The sequence below is a fragment of the Shewanella sp. Sh95 genome (genome assembly GCF_001308045.1).
Lineage (GTDB): Bacteria > Pseudomonadota > Gammaproteobacteria > Enterobacterales > Shewanellaceae > Shewanella > Shewanella xiamenensis.
Genome location: NZ_LGYY01000130.1, coordinates 1 through 16,946 on the forward strand (window position 1 = coordinate 1; position 16,946 = coordinate 16,946).

Annotated in this window: 15 protein-coding genes and 1 pseudogene; 6 read left to right on the forward strand and 10 right to left on the reverse strand. The window is 48.2% G+C overall.

Features of this window, described 5'->3' with window-relative positions; genetic code table 11:
* Positions 1-172, reverse strand: a pseudogene (locus tag AEA42_RS22255) (IS630 family transposase); the annotation flags it as partial.
* A gap of 205 nt (positions 173-377) precedes the next feature.
* Entirely contained in the window at positions 378-971 is a 594-nt protein-coding gene (locus AEA42_RS09680) for a hypothetical protein (protein ID WP_055647615.1), read from the reverse strand.
* Between the two features lie 704 nt (positions 972-1,675).
* On the opposite strand from AEA42_RS09680, the gene AEA42_RS09685 reads away from it, so the two are divergent.
* Positions 1,676-3,253 carry a cryptochrome/photolyase family protein gene (locus AEA42_RS09685; RefSeq protein WP_055647616.1) on the forward strand — a complete coding sequence of 526 codons (1,578 nt, stop codon included), beginning with the start codon at positions 1,676-1,678 and terminating at the stop codon, positions 3,251-3,253.
* Between the two features lie 25 nt (positions 3,254-3,278).
* Positions 3,279-3,989, forward strand: a complete 711-nt coding sequence (locus tag AEA42_RS09690; protein ID WP_055647617.1) for an SDR family oxidoreductase — start codon at positions 3,279-3,281, stop codon at positions 3,987-3,989.
* A gap of 44 nt (positions 3,990-4,033) precedes the next feature.
* On the opposite strand, the gene AEA42_RS09695 is transcribed toward AEA42_RS09690, so the two are convergent.
* From AEA42_RS09695 to AEA42_RS09710, 4 genes are read right to left on the reverse strand one after another with little or no spacing between them, the layout of a single operon-like run.
* Complete coding sequence (locus AEA42_RS09695; RefSeq protein WP_055647618.1) at positions 4,034-4,510, reverse strand: hypothetical protein; 477 nt, start codon at positions 4,508-4,510, stop codon at positions 4,034-4,036.
* Positions 4,511-4,546: 36 nt separating this feature from the next.
* Positions 4,547-5,092 carry a response regulator gene (locus tag AEA42_RS09700; RefSeq protein ID WP_037428969.1) on the reverse strand — a complete coding sequence of 182 codons (546 nt, stop codon included), beginning with the start codon at positions 5,090-5,092 and terminating at the stop codon, positions 4,547-4,549.
* The gene (locus AEA42_RS09705; protein ID WP_055647619.1) at positions 5,089-6,372 is read right to left on the reverse strand and encodes a HAMP domain-containing sensor histidine kinase; all 1,284 of its coding nucleotides are present in this window, start codon (positions 6,370-6,372) and stop codon (positions 5,089-5,091) included. Before AEA42_RS09705 ends, AEA42_RS09700 begins: the two co-directional genes overlap by 4 nt.
* Before the next feature lie 2 nt (positions 6,373-6,374).
* Positions 6,375-7,295 (reverse strand): SDR family oxidoreductase, encoded by a 921-nt coding sequence (locus AEA42_RS09710; RefSeq protein WP_055647620.1) that lies wholly within the window; start codon positions 7,293-7,295, stop codon positions 6,375-6,377.
* A gap of 180 nt (positions 7,296-7,475) precedes the next feature.
* On the opposite strand from AEA42_RS09710, the gene AEA42_RS09715 reads away from it, so the two are divergent.
* Positions 7,476-9,323, forward strand: a complete 1,848-nt coding sequence (locus tag AEA42_RS09715; protein WP_055647637.1) for an alkaline phosphatase D family protein — start codon at positions 7,476-7,478, stop codon at positions 9,321-9,323.
* 1 nt (position 9,324) lies between these two features.
* Here AEA42_RS09715 and AEA42_RS09720 read toward each other — a convergent pair whose 3' ends face one another.
* The 4 genes from AEA42_RS09720 to AEA42_RS09735 all read right to left on the reverse strand — a co-directional run bounded on the left by AEA42_RS09720 (position 9,325) and on the right by AEA42_RS09735 (position 12,571).
* Entirely contained in the window at positions 9,325-9,681 is a 357-nt protein-coding gene (locus AEA42_RS09720) for a hypothetical protein (protein ID WP_055647621.1), read from the reverse strand.
* Between the two features lie 147 nt (positions 9,682-9,828).
* Positions 9,829-10,746, reverse strand: a complete 918-nt coding sequence (locus AEA42_RS09725; RefSeq protein WP_055647622.1) for a pseudouridine synthase — start codon at positions 10,744-10,746, stop codon at positions 9,829-9,831.
* A 52-nt stretch (positions 10,747-10,798) separates the two neighbouring features.
* Positions 10,799-11,374, reverse strand: coding sequence for an LON peptidase substrate-binding domain-containing protein (locus AEA42_RS09730; RefSeq protein WP_055647623.1), 576 nt, complete (start codon positions 11,372-11,374; stop codon positions 10,799-10,801).
* 141 nt (positions 11,375-11,515) lie between these two features.
* Positions 11,516-12,571 (reverse strand): hypothetical protein, encoded by a 1,056-nt coding sequence (locus tag AEA42_RS09735; RefSeq protein WP_055647624.1) that lies wholly within the window; start codon positions 12,569-12,571, stop codon positions 11,516-11,518.
* A 307-nt stretch (positions 12,572-12,878) separates the two neighbouring features.
* On the opposite strand from AEA42_RS09735, the gene AEA42_RS09740 reads away from it, so the two are divergent.
* The 3 genes from AEA42_RS09740 (at position 12,879) to AEA42_RS09750 (ending at position 16,912) form a co-directional block, all read left to right on the forward strand.
* Entirely contained in the window at positions 12,879-15,272 is a 2,394-nt protein-coding gene (locus AEA42_RS09740) for a TonB-dependent receptor (protein WP_055647625.1), read from the forward strand.
* A gap of 127 nt (positions 15,273-15,399) precedes the next feature.
* Complete coding sequence (locus AEA42_RS09745; RefSeq protein WP_011624946.1) at positions 15,400-15,861, forward strand: YhcH/YjgK/YiaL family protein; 462 nt, start codon at positions 15,400-15,402, stop codon at positions 15,859-15,861.
* A 130-nt stretch (positions 15,862-15,991) separates the two neighbouring features.
* Complete coding sequence (locus tag AEA42_RS09750; RefSeq protein WP_055647626.1) at positions 15,992-16,912, forward strand: manganese-dependent inorganic pyrophosphatase; 921 nt, start codon at positions 15,992-15,994, stop codon at positions 16,910-16,912.
* Positions 16,913-16,946: the final 34 nt, after the last annotated feature.

Consider the following 16,946-nt stretch of genomic DNA (forward strand, 5'->3'; position numbering starts at 1 on the left):
CAATACTGGAGCGTGCTGCACCAGTAGCATGATGAACGTCAGTAATCGACAGCCCTTGATGCAGCATCAGCATAGCGATAAGACGTCGAGCGAAGTGTTTATCCTTGGTTTTATGGATCAATTTCTGTAGTTGTTTGCGCTCTGCGCGACAAAGTGGTGGTAAGATGGCCATTCTCAGTCCTCGGCGAGTGGTGGGTTTGTTTGGCGATAGATCAGATCGCTCAAACAGGACTGAGTTCCCTTCCTTTGATCTACTATTTGGAACAGCTATTTAGCTTAAACCATTTATCTTTAATATTTAAGATAAATAAAATTACATTCCCATATTTAAAATATTGTTATTTACTCAGCCAGAACTTGAGTATATCGGTCGGTAATTACTTTTCTTTTTCTGGTTTTGGCTCAAGATCACTTTTTGAAAATTTTTCAGAAAACTTTCTTGCTTCTATTAATACTGTTTCTGGGTTCGCTTTTATCACTCGGCCATCGGCTGTTCTAACCTGTGAAATATAAGCGATGGAAGCGTAGTATTCAGAAACTCGATTTTCTGAATATTCGTTCCACTTTGAGCTTGTCGTCTTTGTCACTTCAGCCTTAGTGTCTTCAATATCTGTCGCTGAAAGATTTGTGACATGGTTACCCCAAATGTCAAAAATCAAAAACCTAATCTCGATAGCTGAAATATCTTCTTTCGTCTTAATAGAATATTCTGCAACGTATTGATAGTTCCTATCTTGATATGAGGTACTTACACCAGTGGTTCCAACTATATCAACAGGCAAAGAATCATCATGAATCGTTATCCACTCACGAGTTAGTGATGATTCCTTATTCAATACAATTCCATACCCTAGCTCAGTCTTTATGGTTCCACCGGCCGACTTCGTTACTTGTTGTGCAGCGAAACTTGAAGATGCTGATAACAACAATACAAAACCAACCGCAACAGCCGTTCCTGCTTTCTTATTCATACCCTCTCCATTTTTATCATTTAAAAACCCAGCATTTTATAAGCACGCGCACTATAGAACATTTATCCCTTAAAAATTCCACTGTTAACTATTTGTATTAAAAATAACTTACCAGCTTTAAGTCCAAAAGACCATAAGGACTATTTAACGTATCGAAAAATGGGACGCACAAAACTCTTTTGAGATAAACAGCCAACACCGAACCCACAGAAGTTCACCTCCCCTCGGAGTTGCCGCCGGGCATTTGCGGGCGTTGCGTGAGCGAGGCATGGTCGTTCTCGTGCATCCATGCACTTCACGACATTCAGGCATCCTGCCTATCAGATGCCGAGATAGCGTCAGTCGAATCAGGGACGAGCGTCTGACGCGGTAGCATAAGAACGCTTAATGCCCAAGGGGCTTTCAACTCCGTTAGGGGCGTCTTGGCTGATGTGAAAACAATAGGCAAGGAGGATAGGACGAGCAGCTCTCCTTGGTCGACTCTTTATAAAAAATCAGGGGGGTGAAGCCCCACGACGTTGACGTTGACTTTGATTTTAAAATCCTTTTAAGCGCAACTAAACGAAGTTTACAAATAAACCTTATTGTCGGAATCCCGACAAATCCCCCGCCTTGTGATCCTCACAGTGCTGCAATCCGTAATGTTCAGCAATATCCCATCGCGAAAGATGTAACTGCGACAATCATTCACCAGAGTCCACCTAATGCAATTACGGCAGCAATCACAGCAGCAATTACAACACTTCCATACGGTTAGGCTGATTTTAGGCGATCAGCTTAACGCCCAACATACTTGGTATCAGCAAATCGATCCCAAGGTGCTGTATTTAATCGCAGAATTGCATCAAGAAAATACCTATGTGACGCACCATGTGCAAAAAATTTGTGCGTTCTTTAGTGCCATGGCGCAGTTTGCCAGCGAGCTTGGCGCGGCGGGGCATCAAGTGCGTTACCTCACCCTCGACGATACCCAAGACTTTGCCGACCTCAACGCATTACTAGAGTATTTTGTCGCCGAAACGGGGGCGATTAAGTTTGAATATCAACGGCCTGACGAATATCGACTCCTTGTGCAATTAAGCCAGCTGAAGTTGACCAATGCCGTGGTGAATTGCGTCGATACCGAGCACTTTTTATTGCCCTTTGACGAAATTGATAGGGAATTCCCCCAAGGACAGCATAGACTGATGGAGCATTTTTATCGGCGAATGCGCAAAAGATTCAATATCTTAATGACGGATGGCAAGCCCGTTTGCGGACAATGGAACTTTGATGCCAACAACAGGCAAAAGCTTAAATCCCAAGATATTAAATCTTTACCTACCCCCTTGATGTTTGGCCACAATGTGCAAGACATTCTCGAGCGTCTTCAACGCCATGGGATTAATACTATGGGCAAGGCGGATACGCATTTACTCTGGCCGATAAACCGCGCACAAAGCCTCGAATTACTTCAGTATTTTTGTGAATACTGCCTGCCCGCCTTTGGCCGCTTTCAAGATGCGATGACCCAGCAACATCCAGCACAGTGGAGCCTGTATCACAGTAGGTTATCCTTTAGCCTAAATGCCAAACTTATCAGCCCATTAGAAGTGATCAATGCGGTGATTGAGCACTATCATGCCAACCCTTTTATTGAGATAGCTCAGGTCGAAGGCTTTGTTCGGCAAATCCTCGGCTGGCGTGAATATGTGCGCGGTATCTATTGGGCAAATATGCCGCAGTACGCCAGCATTAATGCCCTCGAGGCCACACGCAAGCTGCCCGACTATTTTTGGCATGGCAAGACTCGAATGAATTGCCTGCACCATGCTTTATCTCAGTCACTCGATTATGCCTATGCCCATCATATTCAACGCTTAATGGTGATTGGTAACTTTTGTTTATTGACCGAAATAGCCCCCGATGAGGTGGATAAGTGGTACTTAGGCGTGTATGTGGATGCGATTGAATGGGTCGAAATGCCCAACACTCGCGGCATGGCGCTATTCGCCGATGGCGGCATCGTTGGCACTAAACCCTATGCTGCGAGCGGCAGTTATATCAATAAAATGAGTGATTACTGCGGCAGTTGTCATTACAAGATAAAAGAACGTAGTGGCGCACTCGCCTGCCCGTTAAACAGCCTATATTGGCGCTTTATGGATAAGCACCGCGCACAACTCTCCCATAATCCACGCATCGCCATGCTGTACCGCACTTGGGATAAAACCGATGAGGCAGCAAGGCAGGCCATTCTGGCAACGGCCGAACAACATCTCGCGCAACTTGAGCGGCTATAGAGGCTCTTCGCATGGGAGAAACGCTATGAATATTTTAGTGTTAGGCGGTAGCGGTGGCATAGGTCATGCCATGGTGAATAAGCTTCGCGAACTCTATCCCGAGGCCACTATCCATACGACCTATAAACATCATAGGCCCGATACAGGGCGAGACGATGGCGTGATTTGGCATCCGCTGGATATCACCCTTGAGGAGGAAATTAAGCAACTGAGTCAAAATATTCCCCAATTAGATTGGCTAATCAACTGTATTGGGATGCTGCACACAAAGGATAAGGGGCCAGAAAAAAGCCTGCAGGCACTCGATGGGGATTTTTTCCTGCACAATATCCAGCTCAATACGCTGCCGAGTATGATGCTGGCAAAGCACTTTGAACCCACGTTAAAACGCAGTGTGTCGGCAAGGTTTGCTGTAGTGTCGGCCAAAGTCGGCAGCATTAGCGATAACAGATTAGGGGGTTGGTACAGCTATCGCGCCTCGAAAGCGGCGCTGAATATGTTCCTTAAAACCTTATCGATTGAATGGCAGAGAAGCATGAAACACTGCGTGGTACTAGCACTGCATCCCGGCACTACGGATACGCCATTATCCAAACCTTTTCAGCAGAGTGTGCCCAAAGATAAATTGTTTACACCAGAGTACGTAGCCCAGTGTTTAGTGGGCATTATTACCAATGCCACCCCAACTCAAACAGGACAATTTTTGGCCTACGATGGGGTAGAACTGCCTTGGTAGCGACACAAGCGTTTAGCACTGATACAGATAAACCTTGGCACCTCTTAACCCTGACAAAAGTAGGCATAATTGATGCGGCCGCCCTGCTCCCATACGGCGGTCCAGCCGTTCACATCGCTCATATAGCTGAAATAAATGGCATGGGATTCAAGGCAAGTTTCTTGGAAGGCAGCTTTATTGTCGTTAATAAACTGCGCTGAAGTCGCCAAAATATCACAGCACTCCTCATCGTCGGCAACTAACCAGATAAAGTCTTCGCGGCAATCATCCCTCGCAACCATCTCTTCGGGGGAATATAAGTCCAGCTTTTGCTTGAGAGTTTGCCACTGCTCGGGCGTGATATTGCAGGAGATCGCCAGTTTATCAAGCACCCCAGCACCGCCCGCCCAAAAGGATAAATCAAAGTCTAACTGCTGCGGCTCCGGGGCAAAGCCCAATAGATTTTCAACCACTTGTAAGCTTTTAGCTAAATCAGCATCGGGCCTGCGATAACGCACCTCAACACCATCATACTCACGCATTCCACGCCTCCTTCCTTGAGCGAATACTCGTTTACTTTAGCGGCCCGTTTCACTCACCGGTTTCTTTAATAACTTACGCTGCAAGGTACGGCGGTGCATACCCAGTTGCCGAGCGGTAGCCGACACATTGCCCTGATTAGCATTGAGCACCTGCTGAATATGTTCCCACTCCAGCCGTTTAGGATTAAGCGGTGAGTCGTCAACATCATCTTCTTGCAAGGTATTAGGGTAAGCATCAAGCTCAAAGGCAGCTAGCAGGGTTTGGGTATCGACGGGTTTAGCCAGATAGTTATCCGCGCCAAGACGAATCGCCTCCACCGCGGTGGCAATGCTGGCGTAGCCCGTCAGTAGCACCATCACCACTTTGGGTAACAAATTACGCAGCGGCACAATTAAACTCAGGCCGTTGGCCTCGGCCAATTTCATATCCAGCAGGATATGGGTTGGGCAACACTCACGCGCCACCAGCAGGGCACTACTGGCATCGTGACTTAAACGACATTCAAACCCATGGCGAGTCAAACGCCGCGCTAAAATACCTGCAAGCGCTTGATCATCTTCAATAATCAATAGCCGTTTCATACTGTTTCTCCAGTTGGTACTTTAGGCGCCAAGAGTGTAAAACGAATTTGCGCCACTGTGCCGCCTTGGGGATGATTTGCCAGAATAAGCTCCGCGCCTAAACGCTCCAAGCTAGCATGGCTCAGTAACAAGGCTACGCCTAAGCCTTTAGGGCTTTCGATTAATAAGGTGCCTAATTGTGGCAATAATGAAGGGGCGATACCCGCGCCATAATCACGGATCTGCAAATAAGCCTGCCCCTCGCTTGGCGAACAATCGACGCTAATATCCACCTGCGAAGTACCTATGGTTTCGACACTGGCGCGGGCGGCGTTTTCAATCAAGGCCATAATCGCGGGGGTTAAGCTCATATCGGTTAAGATCTGCTTTTCTTCTAGCAGCTTAGGCTCACAGGTTATCAACCAATTGAGTTCTGTTTGCGGCATCAATAACTGGGTTTTCTGCTTTAATCCAGCCACCAGCTCAGTGAGATTTTGAGGCCGCTGACGACGGTCACGAATCGACTCGGTCGCCAATCGCAGCTCCGCCAAGGTGTGCTCACAACGCCCTAGTGCAGTTTCCATTTCAACTAAGGTTATTGAGGGTTCGGGGGTTTCTTCCCTTAATTCATCGAGCAATAAATGCAGTGTTGAGAGTGGCGTCGCTAATTGATGGGCCATTTGCGCCGATACAGTGCCGAGCGCCACTAACTGCTCCTGCCGCAGTTGTCCTTCGCGCATATAGGCAAGCTGCGCATCCTGACGGCGCATGCGTTTGGCTATGAGTGCCACACTGGTGGTCAGCACTAAGGCTGAAATCACAAAGTTAAACCACATGCCTAAATAGTGGGAACTCATATCCATGCCATGGTGCTGCATCTGCGACTCTGGCACGGTAAAAATCATCACGCTATAGGCGAGGGTTGATATCGCGGTCAGGCTCCAAGGCGCCCAAATGGGCAATGTGACCGCGGCCAAAGCAATAGGTAACAATAATAGCGAAATAAACGCATTGGTCGCACCGCCCGAAAAATACAGCCAAGAAATCCAAAACAACGTATCCAGACTTAGGGCGATAAACAGACCACGCTCTTTAGCAAACAAGGGTTTACGTAATGCTAATGTGAGCGAAAGATAGAACACCTCCAGCACAAACACGTGCATGAGCGGCTCCATTTGCAAACTCAGGCCAAAGGTATCGGCGGCAAACAACGTCAAACCAATTTGCAGCAATAAACCTAAGGTGCGCAGCAGCGCCACTTGGTCGGCAGCTTGCAGATTCGCTCCTAAAATTTTAACCATCATTATTCCTTAAGCTTAAGGCCAACAGCCGCAAGTGCTGCACTGGATTGAGCGAGTGCCTGATTAAGCCCTGCGCTAAATTCCAACTCAGAATAAATGCCCAGCGCCGCTAAACGCCCGCAACTTAAGGTGCAGTTCTGCGGCCTTTTAGCGCTATCCATCGGTGTGAGTTCAGGGATTAAATGCGCGGTGTCAATCGCCAATAACTCACCTAAGCTCAGTAGCATTTGGTACTTAGTCATGGTTTGCGGCGCACTAAAATGATAAATCCCTGATACATCGGCAATATGTAATTGCCGCTTGAGCAACTTAGCGATGGCGCCAGCAATATCCGCCGTCGAGGTGGGCGAGCGAATGGCCCAAGCATCGACCCGCTGCGGCCTGCTATCTAACAATTGATTGATTAACACTAATACCGCAGATTCGCTCAGTTGAGTCACTTCGCCGTAGAGGATCGGTAAACGTAATACCGCAAAACGGCTGTCGGTATTCAGCACACAGGTTTCGCCCTGTAATTTAGACTCACCATAAAAGTTAACCGGATTGGGCGCGGCATCTTCGGCATAGGGCGGCGTTGTGCCATCAAACACATAGTCGGTTGAGATATACAGCAGCCAAGCTCCATGCTGTTTAGCGGCCTTTGCGAGGGTTTGGCTGGCGCTAAGATTAAGCGTCAAAGCCTGCTCAGGCGAGCGCTCGGACACATCGGGGCGACGCTCTGCGGCGCAGTGCACGATAACCTCTGGCCGTTCTTGGGCAATAAAGGCTTCTACTGTAATAGCTTGGGTTAAATCGAGCCGATGGATATTCGCCTCGGCGCGGCTAAAGCCGGTGGCAATCACCCGATGCCCTGCGGCAGTTAACTGTTTAACGACCGCCCTGCCGAGTAATCCGGTTGCGCCCGTCACCATAATATTTGCCATATTGCCCCGCGATACTTAGCCACCCATTTGGCGGATAATTCTAAAAGCTTTTCATATTCAACGCACTTGTTTACTCTTATTTGCCCGTACTTAAGCTGATTTGGGTTTATCCCACTCGACCTGATTAACAACAAAAGGCTGAATTTGACTCAAGCACTTCCCCTTATCCTCGCAGGCCCGATGCTGCGCCACTGCGATGCCTCGCACTTTACCCTCTGGTTTGTGAGCCGCGAGCCATTGACTGAATTACAACTGGCCTTAGGGGAGCAAAGCTATGGGTTAACAGAGGAAGAAGTGCATTGCATCCCACTCGGCAAGCACGCCTTTCAGTATTTGATTAGTGTGTCGCGACCTACACTGCTTACGCCTGAAACGGCTATTCCATACCGCGTTTCGGCTAAGGGGATTGGCGATATTTTCAATGGTGTCAATGGATTGCACTATAGCGGTGCCGACTCACCCCAGGTTTACTTTTGCACCGAACTCAAACAGGTATGGCATGGCTCATGCCGCAACCCCCACCACCATAGCGAGGATGCCTTAGTCGCCGCCGATACTAAGCTAGCAACACTTATCGATAAGGATTCGCAGCAGCGCCCAGCCCTGTTAATGCTCAGTGGCGATCAAGTTTATGTGGATGATGTGGCTGGCCCCATGTTATGCGCCATTGGTCAGGTGATCGAAAAACTCGGCCTGCACCATGAAGCCTTTCACGGCGCCACTATTGCGGGAAGCGAGGCAATCCGTTATCAAGCCGATAGCTTGTACTTACGCCATAAAACGCTGCTGCCACGTACCGAATATCCCGCCAAAACTGCGCTTTGGCGCTGGTATGTCAACCATCCGATATTTACCTCATCCATCGCAGAAAACCATTTAGTTAGCCTGAGTGAAATGATCGCCCTATACCTACTCACTTGGTCGCCCGAACTATGGGAGTTGGTTGATTTACCCAAGGATGTCGACGGTCTCTCTGCCGCCAACAAGCTGCGGTGGCAAAAAGAATGGCAAAACTTACTGGCCTTTAAAGCGGGACTCACTCAGGTTAGGCGCCTGATGGCGCATATTCCCGTGTATATGATGTTTGATGACCATGACATCACCGACGATTGGAACCTCACCGCCAAGTGGGAGCAGGCGGCCTACGGCCATGCCTTTTCGAAGCGAATTATTGGTAATGCCTTGATTGCCTATACCTTATTCCAAGGTTTAGGTAACGCACCGAGCCAGTTTGATGCAGAGGTTCGACCGTTGTTAGATGGTTTTTTCGCCCGCCCAGCGCCAGAAACCCAAGATGAATTAATCGATCTATTACTCAAATTCGAGCAATGGCATTACACCTTAGACACTTCGCCTAAGCTGGTTGTGTTAGATACCCGCACCCGCCGCTGGCGCAGTGAATCTAATCTCGCCAAACCCTCAGGCCTAATGGATTGGGAAGCCTTAATGGATTTACAACAGGCGCTACTTGGTCAATCTAAGGTCATTATCGTCTCGCCCGCGCCGATGTTTGGGGTCAAAGTGATTGAGGCAGTGCAACGCATCGCCACTTTTATGGGCGCTTCGCTGCTGGTCGATGCGGAAAACTGGATGGCGCATCCGGGCGCAGCCAATGCTTTGCTAAGCATCTTTATGCACCGCAAGACCCCAGAGCAATTCGTTATCCTCTCGGGGGATGTGCACTACTCCTTTGCCTATGACATCAGCATTCGCTTTCGCCGTAGCAGCCCAAATATTTACCAAATTACCTGTAGCGCGATTAAAAACCAGTTCCCCGAAAAACTGCTGCCACTTTTCGACAAACTCAATGGTTGGCTTTACGGCCACTTCTCGCCGTTAAACCTATTCACCAAACGTAAGCGAATGTCGCTTCGTGGTCGGCGCCCTAATGGCGAGCGCAGCAAGCGTTTAGTCAACCGCAGTGGGATAGGGATTTTAGCGTTAGCTGAAAATGGTGAACCAACAAAAATTGCGGTTTTACATGGGGATATGACCGAGACTCAGTTCGAGCCACCGAGGCAGGAATAGTTTATTGCAACGGTTCAACACGCTTTTCAACCACGGCCGAATTAGCTGGCGTTATCACGCTATCTTCTTGCTTGGGCAAGCTTTGATTAAATAGCTGTGACTCGGGGCGCTTTGGCAGCGAGGTATTATCTAACATCTGATCCCAAATGACCTTTGGTGAGGATGACGATCCGGCTTTACTCTCATCCTCCAGCATGATCTCTGCACTTGGCTTTTTGGGTTCGATGACCGCACTCGCTTTACGGATCTCTGTTGTCAACTCATGAACATAAGGATGTTTCGTCCAGTTACCAACATACATGGCGCCTAAAAGCACTGCGAGACAGAGCAAAATTGAAATGATTGCAGATTTGGTCATGCTATTACTTCCCTCAAACAACCAATACAAGACTCCTTACTGCTAGCGAGCGTAATTCCGTCTGTATTCTTATCATCGCTGAGAAAACCACACAATCATATTGCACTAGCCCACTTTTCTCATTGTGGCAATAATGCTTTCCGCTGACTAAAGTGTTAATCCATCACATTGAATATCGTGCGTGCGTCCACTGATTGGATCGACAAAACGTAATCGCTGCGCTAAGAGTTGTAGTGGCTTGGTAAAATCATCCGGCCCTTTAGGTAATAATGTCGGATAAAAGCGATCATTTAATAATGGCATACCAAGACTTTGCATATGCACCCGCAATTGGTGAGTTTTACCGGTAATAGGGCTCAAATGAAATAAACCAAACTCGCCTTTTATCGCAACCAAGCTTATCTCCGAGTGAGTATTTGCCATGCCTTCAACTATTTTCATGGTAAAACTAGGTTCGCTGCGTTGCATGCGATTTTTGACCGTCCAATGCTTTGGCAAAGTTAATTCGCCACTGACATATTGTGCCAAAAGTTCAGGAGTGAGTTTGGCAATCGCTTGATAATCTTTACGGATCGCATCATCGATAAATAATTGGTGATAAATATGCCGCGTCTCTGGGCGAGTCGTCATCAGGATTACGCCAGCGGTTTCCCGGTCTAGCCTGTGGGCTGGGGCGATAGTGTCTATCCCAGTGCTTAAGCGTAAACGGTGCACTAGGCACTCATTCACATAATCACCGCTGGGGGTGACGGGTAAAAAATGCGGTTTGTAGGCCAAGATAAGGTTGTCATCTTGAAACAAAATCGGCGACTCGAAGGGGACTTTCGCTTCCACTGGGACTTCACGGTAGTAATATGCCCTCGCCGTCGGGCGATAGACGGTATCTAATCCAATCAAGCTGCCGTCTTGCCAATGCACTTTGCCATCGAGGATGCGCTGACGCCAAACCGCTTCGCCAATATGGGCATAATGCTCGATCAAAAAAGAAAATACGGTCGGTTTATCAAACACTTCCAGAGGGAGAACCACAAAAGAAGGTTGGGCGGCACGGGCGGTTTGAGTCATAGAAACAACTAGCGGCGATAATGAGCCGCTATTTTAGCCTTGGTGTGGTTTTTCAGTCCACATGGGACTTGATAAGTTGCAATACAAAATCCATGGTTTTATGGCAGTCGGGCTGATTCACCAACACCAGCTTATCGCGGTTATACATGGGCAGCACTTCTAACCAACGTTGGCTCACCCAAGCCGCATCCTCTAAATGCACTTGGGAATACAACTCCAGTAAGTCAGGATTTACTTCATAAAACTGTTCAAGGGCAGCACTGATCAGTTCGAACTCCCCTTGTATCGGCTCTTCCTGCCAATTTTGACAGGGCAAAGTGCGGGACATCCACAGCTTATCTTTTGCTTGCGCTGCGGAGAGAATACTAACCCTTTGGCGCCCCTCTAAAACGATGCTGAGGGTATCATCTTCTAACTGATTAAAATCGATAATCTCGCACTGTGTCGCAGTCGGATAACAGGGCGGATTGCCACTGGGCTTACTCGCCGCAAACGCCAAATTGTATTTGCCTTTTAACACATCCGCGACCATGCGCAATTGGCCCGGCTCGACCACGCGGACCTCAATCCTTCCCTGTGGCAGCAACAAGGCATCGCGCATAATTAACGCCATTTCTCGTGTTTGCATAGCAACCTCCTGCCCACTGATACAAGAATGTGCTCAAAAATCAGCCACACCTTATTAATTTAGAGTGTAGCAGGAGAAATAATTTCCTTCCTAAAGTCGCTGACGGTAAAAAAGCATTTAGGCGTGTTTGCCCCTTTCCCCCTACAGCGGCGCTAAGTGTGCGGCGACATTGCCCTTTGCATACACTTCGGCAAATTCGTCGGCGAGGCGCTCGCTTAGGGCAACGGCACGGCGCCAATACTGCATCCGCTGCGCAGTATCCAGCTGTTTAAAGTCTTCACGGTCGGGTACCTTACCAAAGGGCAGTGACGCCACAAACTCCGCCGAAGGTGCAAGTATTAAGGCATTATGATAATTGCTTTGAGCACGACGCCACCTTAAGGACTTGTCAAACCATCCAGGGCTCATATGGGGATAAAAATGTGGATACAGGGTCAATCCCGTAGCATGGGATAAGGGCAAATCGAAGTGATAGTCGGTGATGCCACCATCATAATATTGCCCCGCAGTCGCACCATCAATCTGCGAGACTGACGCAAGCACTAATGGAATAGATCCCGTTGCCAACATCACAGCATCCATATTGGCCTCGGTGAGCCTCGCCTGCTGGCTGGGTAAATCGTCAAGTTGCTTAAAAGGTGATGCTGCCACTTGCTGGCTAAACACCACCCGCTCGAAATGCCAGCCCAAGGTTTTGCGGCTAATGAGGTTGGCCGCAGCCGCCATCGCTAGCCCAGTCGCTAATGGCAATTTATGGCTAAGACGATTGATGTGTTTAGCGCGGCAGGCAATTAAGTGACTGTGAATAAAGGGATGATTGACTATCTCGCGACCACCCGTCTCGCCAAGAATTCCTTGGACTATGCCCTTTACCTGCTCGCTCACTTCCTGCGGTGTCGGTATCGTTTCATACCGTTGGCCAATGTAGTAATCCTCTAAACGTGCGTAGGCTTGTAGTGGATCCTGCTGTGCTAAACAGGCTAAACGCCAGGCGCCAGAGGATGCCCCTAAGGTGTATAGCGGCGTTTGCCTATCTTTAAAAAATTCAGCAAAAAGATACTTATCAAGCCCCGCAATCCCTAACCATTTGGGTCCACCGGATGCCGCCAATAGTTGTGTAAAAGCATCGGGATGCAGACCTTGCTCCCTGATAATGTTAAAGGCCGTAGGACCTGCAAGAAAGCGTAATGCGGGCAAAACTTAACTCCTTAAAGTGCCTCAAACCTGAGGTTTACTGCCATTAAAACACAGCCGCCAAGCGCGATAAACCTTCAGCAAACCTAATGGATCTAGATGATTTTATTCACTTAGCCAATCATATGAGCTGTGGCGACATATTCGACTAGCTTTAAATGATTATCTAGAACAGTAAGCTCTGAGTTAGTTCTTTTCTGTCTAGATGTAACAATTGTTACAGTGATAACCTTCGCCCTATCGAATTGTTACTTTCGTTGGTTCAATGTTTTCGTTCCAGCCTAAAGGTTACTCCACATTGAGAGGTTTTATGCGTCCAGCCGTTATCGCATTAGCAGTATCTTCAACTTTGGTTTTTCCTGTCGTACACGCAGAAGAACAGGCCAGCAACGTTGAGAAAATTGAAGTCGTCGGCTCGCGGATCGCTCTGCGCACCGCAACCGACAGCGTTGCCCCCGTCGATATCATTACCGCGGAGCAACTCGAATCCACAGGTATGACCGAAACTGCTAAGGCGCTGCAATTTGCCGCGCCAAGTTACAGTTTCCCCTTCTCATCGGTGACCGATGGCTCAGATGCGGTGCGTCCTGCCAGCTTACGTGGCCTGTCGCCTGATCACACGCTAGTTCTGGTAAACGGTAAACGCCGCCATGGTTCAGCGCTGGTGCATTTAAGCGGCACTGTAGGCAAGGGCTCATCTAACGTCGATTTGAACGCAATCCCGATGACATCCATTAAACGCATTGAAATCCTGCGTGACGGCGCCTCGGCACAATACGGCTCAGATGCGATTGCCGGTGTTATCAACGTAGTCTTAAAAGACAACGACCAAGGCGGTAGCGTGTCGGCTCAAGCCGGACAAACCTATCTGGGTGACGGTGAACAATGGCGCGTTGGTGTGAACCACGGGATCAGCCTAAACAACGACGGTTTTGTGAATATTGGCGTTGAAGCTCACCATAAAGACAGCACCAACCGCGCAGGCTTAGATCCACGCCAACAATATCCTAAGCTGCCAGACGGTTCAGATGATCCGCGTGAAGCGACTTTCAACCGCAAGAGCCACCAAGTGGGCGACGCCGAATACGATAACTTAGGCTTATTTATCAACGCGGCGCAGCCTTTATCAAACGACAGTAAACTCTATGCCTTTGGTGGCATTAGCCAACGTGAAACCAAATCTGGCGCATTTTATCGCCGCGCGCTCGATGCCCGTAACTTGACCGAGCTTTATCCCGACGGCTTTTTACCGCAGATCAATCCTAAGATTATCGACTCATCATTCGTGCTGGGCTATGAGTTCAACCTCGGCGAGTGGAATATTGATACTTCAGCGGGCTATGGCGGAAACTCGTTCGAATACAACATTGTAAACACCCTAAACGCATCACTCGGCCCAGATAGCCCGACGGAATTCGATGCGGGCACCCTGTCCACCAGCGAAGCAAACCTGAACATCGATATCTCGCGCTACTATAACTTTGCCAATGACTCAGAGATTTTAGTGGCAACGGGTGTCTCTTGGCGCCAAAACGGTTATCAGATTGACGCAGGCGAACCGGGTTCTTACATCAATGGCGGTTATGATAACCGTGCAGCGGGCAGCCAAGGTTTTACCGGCTTTACGCCCGAATCAGAAGTCGATGAAACTCGCGACAATACCGGTGTTTATGTCGAGCTTGAAAACCAATTAACCACTGAGTTTTATTGGGCAGCGGCGCTACGTTACGAAAACTATTCTGACTTTGGCGGCAACACCAGCTGGAAGCTCGCGGGCCGTTACGACTTCACTGACCATTTAGCGCTGCGCGGCACAGTGAACACAGGCTTTAGAGCGCCGAGCGTACAACAGCTGTACTTTAGCAATATCTCTACCTTGTTTAATCCTGATCCGACTACGGGCCAGTTAGTGCCTATCGAATCAGGCACCTTCAACACCTTATCACCAGTCACTAAGGCCCTTGGCATTAACGAGCTCGACCCAGAGCTGTCGCAATCCTTCAGCTTAGGCTTGGTCTACACCAATGATACGGGTTTAGCGTTAACCTTGGATGCCTATCAGATTTCAATCGATGACAGGATTATCCTCTCAAGCTCAGTGACCCCAAACGACTCACCAGCTGTTGCAGCGGCGCTGGCCAATACCAATGCGGAATCGGCGCGCTTCTTTATTAACGCCGTCGATACCCGTACTCGCGGCGTTGATCTAGTAGTGAGCCAAGATTTTGATATCGGCTCTTGGGGCGATTTACGCGCCAACTTGGCGTACGCTTATAACAAAACCGAAATTCAAGATATTCATTTCCCTGAAATTTTGGATGGACTCGGCCCGAAACTCTTCGATAATATCGAACAAACCCGCATGACCTCTGCGACGCCACATAACACAGGTAACTTTGGTCTGACCCATGAATTAGGTGACTTTAAGACTAACATTCGCCTCAGCTATTTCGGTGATTACACTGTGGGTTACTCAACGGGTGATGTGAATTACAGCGACCAATGGGTGATGGATTTATCCGTACGCTACGCCGCAACCGATGCCTTAAGCTTCACCGCTGGCGTACAAAACTTGTTTGATGTGTATCCTGAAAAACGCCCAGATGACAATAACTTCAATGGTATTTTCGTCTATCCATTAACCAACACGCCGTTTGGATTTAATGGGGGATACTACTTCCTCGAGGCTAAGTACACTTACTAAGCCGCAAACCATCAAAACAGGCCATTTATGGCCTGTTTTTTTATATCTATCGCTTATGTTCTAACGGCGGTGAACTGATTATAATCTTTACAATTCACTCATTTACTTACGCCATATCGAGTACCCCATGATTGTAGATACCTTAGCTAATCGCCATATTTATCAATCACTCAGTCCACGCATTGCCACGGCATTAGCACATCTTGCCAGCACCGACTTTAGCCAACTGCCCGTTGGCAATTATCCCCTCGATGGCGAGGATATTTTCGTGATCGTCAATGATTACCACACCAAGCCACAATCGACGGAACCCTTTGAAGTACACCAAAAATACATCGATGTGCAGTATGTGGTCAGCGGCGAAGAAGAGTTTGGTTATCTGCCATTGGCCGACCAAACACCCTCAAAACCTTATTTTGAAAAGCACGATTACGCCGAGTTCGATTACGAGTCGAATAAAGCCAACGCCTCCTACATTCAATTAAAGGCTGGGATGTTTGCGCTCTTTTTCCCTGGCGACATGCATATGCCCGGCACGAGTGATACACCGACAGCGGTGCGTAAAGTCGTGATAAAAGTGAAAATCTAAAATCTGAGTCAACAATGCCTAAGTTTTGACAAAAATAGCCGCTTAAGGCGCAGCGATATGCGCTTTGGCTATTTCCGAATCCGACGAAATATTGTTAAAATTGCCACAAATTTAAAGGAGAGTCCCTGAAATGCCTATGTACGTTGTCGGTCACAAAATCCCCGATTCTGATTCAATCTGTGGTGCTATCGCGTTAGCTTATCTCAAAAACCAAATCGGTGAAGAAGCCGTTGCCGCACGTTTAGGTGAGTTATCACCCGAAACCGCTTTTATTCTGGAGCGTTTTGGCTTTGAAGCACCAGAATACAAAACCAGCTATGCTGGCGAGCAGGTCTATATTGTTGACCACTCTGAACTAACTCAAGCACCAGACGATATCGCCAAAGCGACTATCGTGGGGATTGTGGATCACCACAAACTAGGCGATCTGACCACTGATACGCCATTAGAGTGTTGGATCCGCCCTGTTGGTTGCAGCAACACGGTCATTAAGATGATGTACGACTTTTACCAAGTCGCCATTCCTAAAAACATCGCTGGCATTATGATGTGCGCCATCCTAAGCGACACTGTGATCTTCAAATCACCGACTTGCACCACAGCTGACATTCGCTGCGTTGAAGCCTTAGCCGAAATCGCAGGCATCGAAGATTTTAAAGCACTGGGCATGGAAATGTTCAAAGTAAAATCGGCAGTTGAAGGCACGCCAGCACGCGACCTCGTGATGCGCGACTTTAAAGACTTCAACATGAACGGTAACTTAGTCGGTATCGGCCAATTAGAAGTAATTGATCTGTCAGTATTTGATGCAATCAAAGCCGAACTAGAAGCCGATATTAAAGCACTGAAGGCTGAAGGTAACCGCCACAGCGTACTGTTACTGCTGACCGACATTATGAAAGAAGGCTCAGAACTGTTAGTGGTTTCTGACGATGCCGATCTGATTAACCGCGCCTACGGTAAAACTCCAGTTGATGGCAAAGTGTGGTTAGACGGTGTATTAAGCCGTAAGAAGCAAGTTGTACCACAACTGCAGGCCGCTTTCGCTTAGGCGACCATTAAGTCGTAATGCCTAAAAAGCCGAA

What these genes read in the sequence shown, in the direction of transcription:
- AEA42_RS09695 (WP_055647618.1), bottom strand. Translation starts at nt 4,510, where the DNA reads ATGCGTGAGTATGATGGTGTTGAGGTGCGTTATCGCAGGCCCGATGCT.
- AEA42_RS09715 (WP_055647637.1), top strand. Translation starts at nt 7,476, where the DNA reads ATGCTGCGCCACTGCGATGCCTCGCACTTTACCCTCTGGTTTGTGAGC.
- AEA42_RS09720 (WP_055647621.1), bottom strand. Translation starts at nt 9,681, where the DNA reads ATGACCAAATCTGCAATCATTTCAATTTTGCTCTGTCTCGCAGTGCTT.
- AEA42_RS09685 (WP_055647616.1), top strand. Translation starts at nt 1,676, where the DNA reads ATGCAATTACGGCAGCAATCACAGCAGCAATTACAACACTTCCATACG.
- AEA42_RS09680 (WP_055647615.1), bottom strand. Translation starts at nt 971, where the DNA reads ATGAATAAGAAAGCAGGAACGGCTGTTGCGGTTGGTTTTGTATTGTTG.
- AEA42_RS09690 (WP_055647617.1), top strand. Translation starts at nt 3,279, where the DNA reads ATGAATATTTTAGTGTTAGGCGGTAGCGGTGGCATAGGTCATGCCATG.
- AEA42_RS09750 (WP_055647626.1), top strand. Translation starts at nt 15,992, where the DNA reads ATGCCTATGTACGTTGTCGGTCACAAAATCCCCGATTCTGATTCAATC.
- AEA42_RS09725 (WP_055647622.1), bottom strand. Translation starts at nt 10,746, where the DNA reads ATGACTCAAACCGCCCGTGCCGCCCAACCTTCTTTTGTGGTTCTCCCT.
- AEA42_RS09740 (WP_055647625.1), top strand. Translation starts at nt 12,879, where the DNA reads ATGCGTCCAGCCGTTATCGCATTAGCAGTATCTTCAACTTTGGTTTTT.
- AEA42_RS09700 (WP_037428969.1), bottom strand. Translation starts at nt 5,092, where the DNA reads ATGAAACGGCTATTGATTATTGAAGATGATCAAGCGCTTGCAGGTATT.
- AEA42_RS09730 (WP_055647623.1), bottom strand. Translation starts at nt 11,374, where the DNA reads ATGCAAACACGAGAAATGGCGTTAATTATGCGCGATGCCTTGTTGCTG.
- AEA42_RS09710 (WP_055647620.1), bottom strand. Translation starts at nt 7,295, where the DNA reads ATGGCAAATATTATGGTGACGGGCGCAACCGGATTACTCGGCAGGGCG.
- AEA42_RS09745 (WP_011624946.1), top strand. Translation starts at nt 15,400, where the DNA reads ATGATTGTAGATACCTTAGCTAATCGCCATATTTATCAATCACTCAGT.
- AEA42_RS09705 (WP_055647619.1), bottom strand. Translation starts at nt 6,372, where the DNA reads ATGGTTAAAATTTTAGGAGCGAATCTGCAAGCTGCCGACCAAGTGGCG.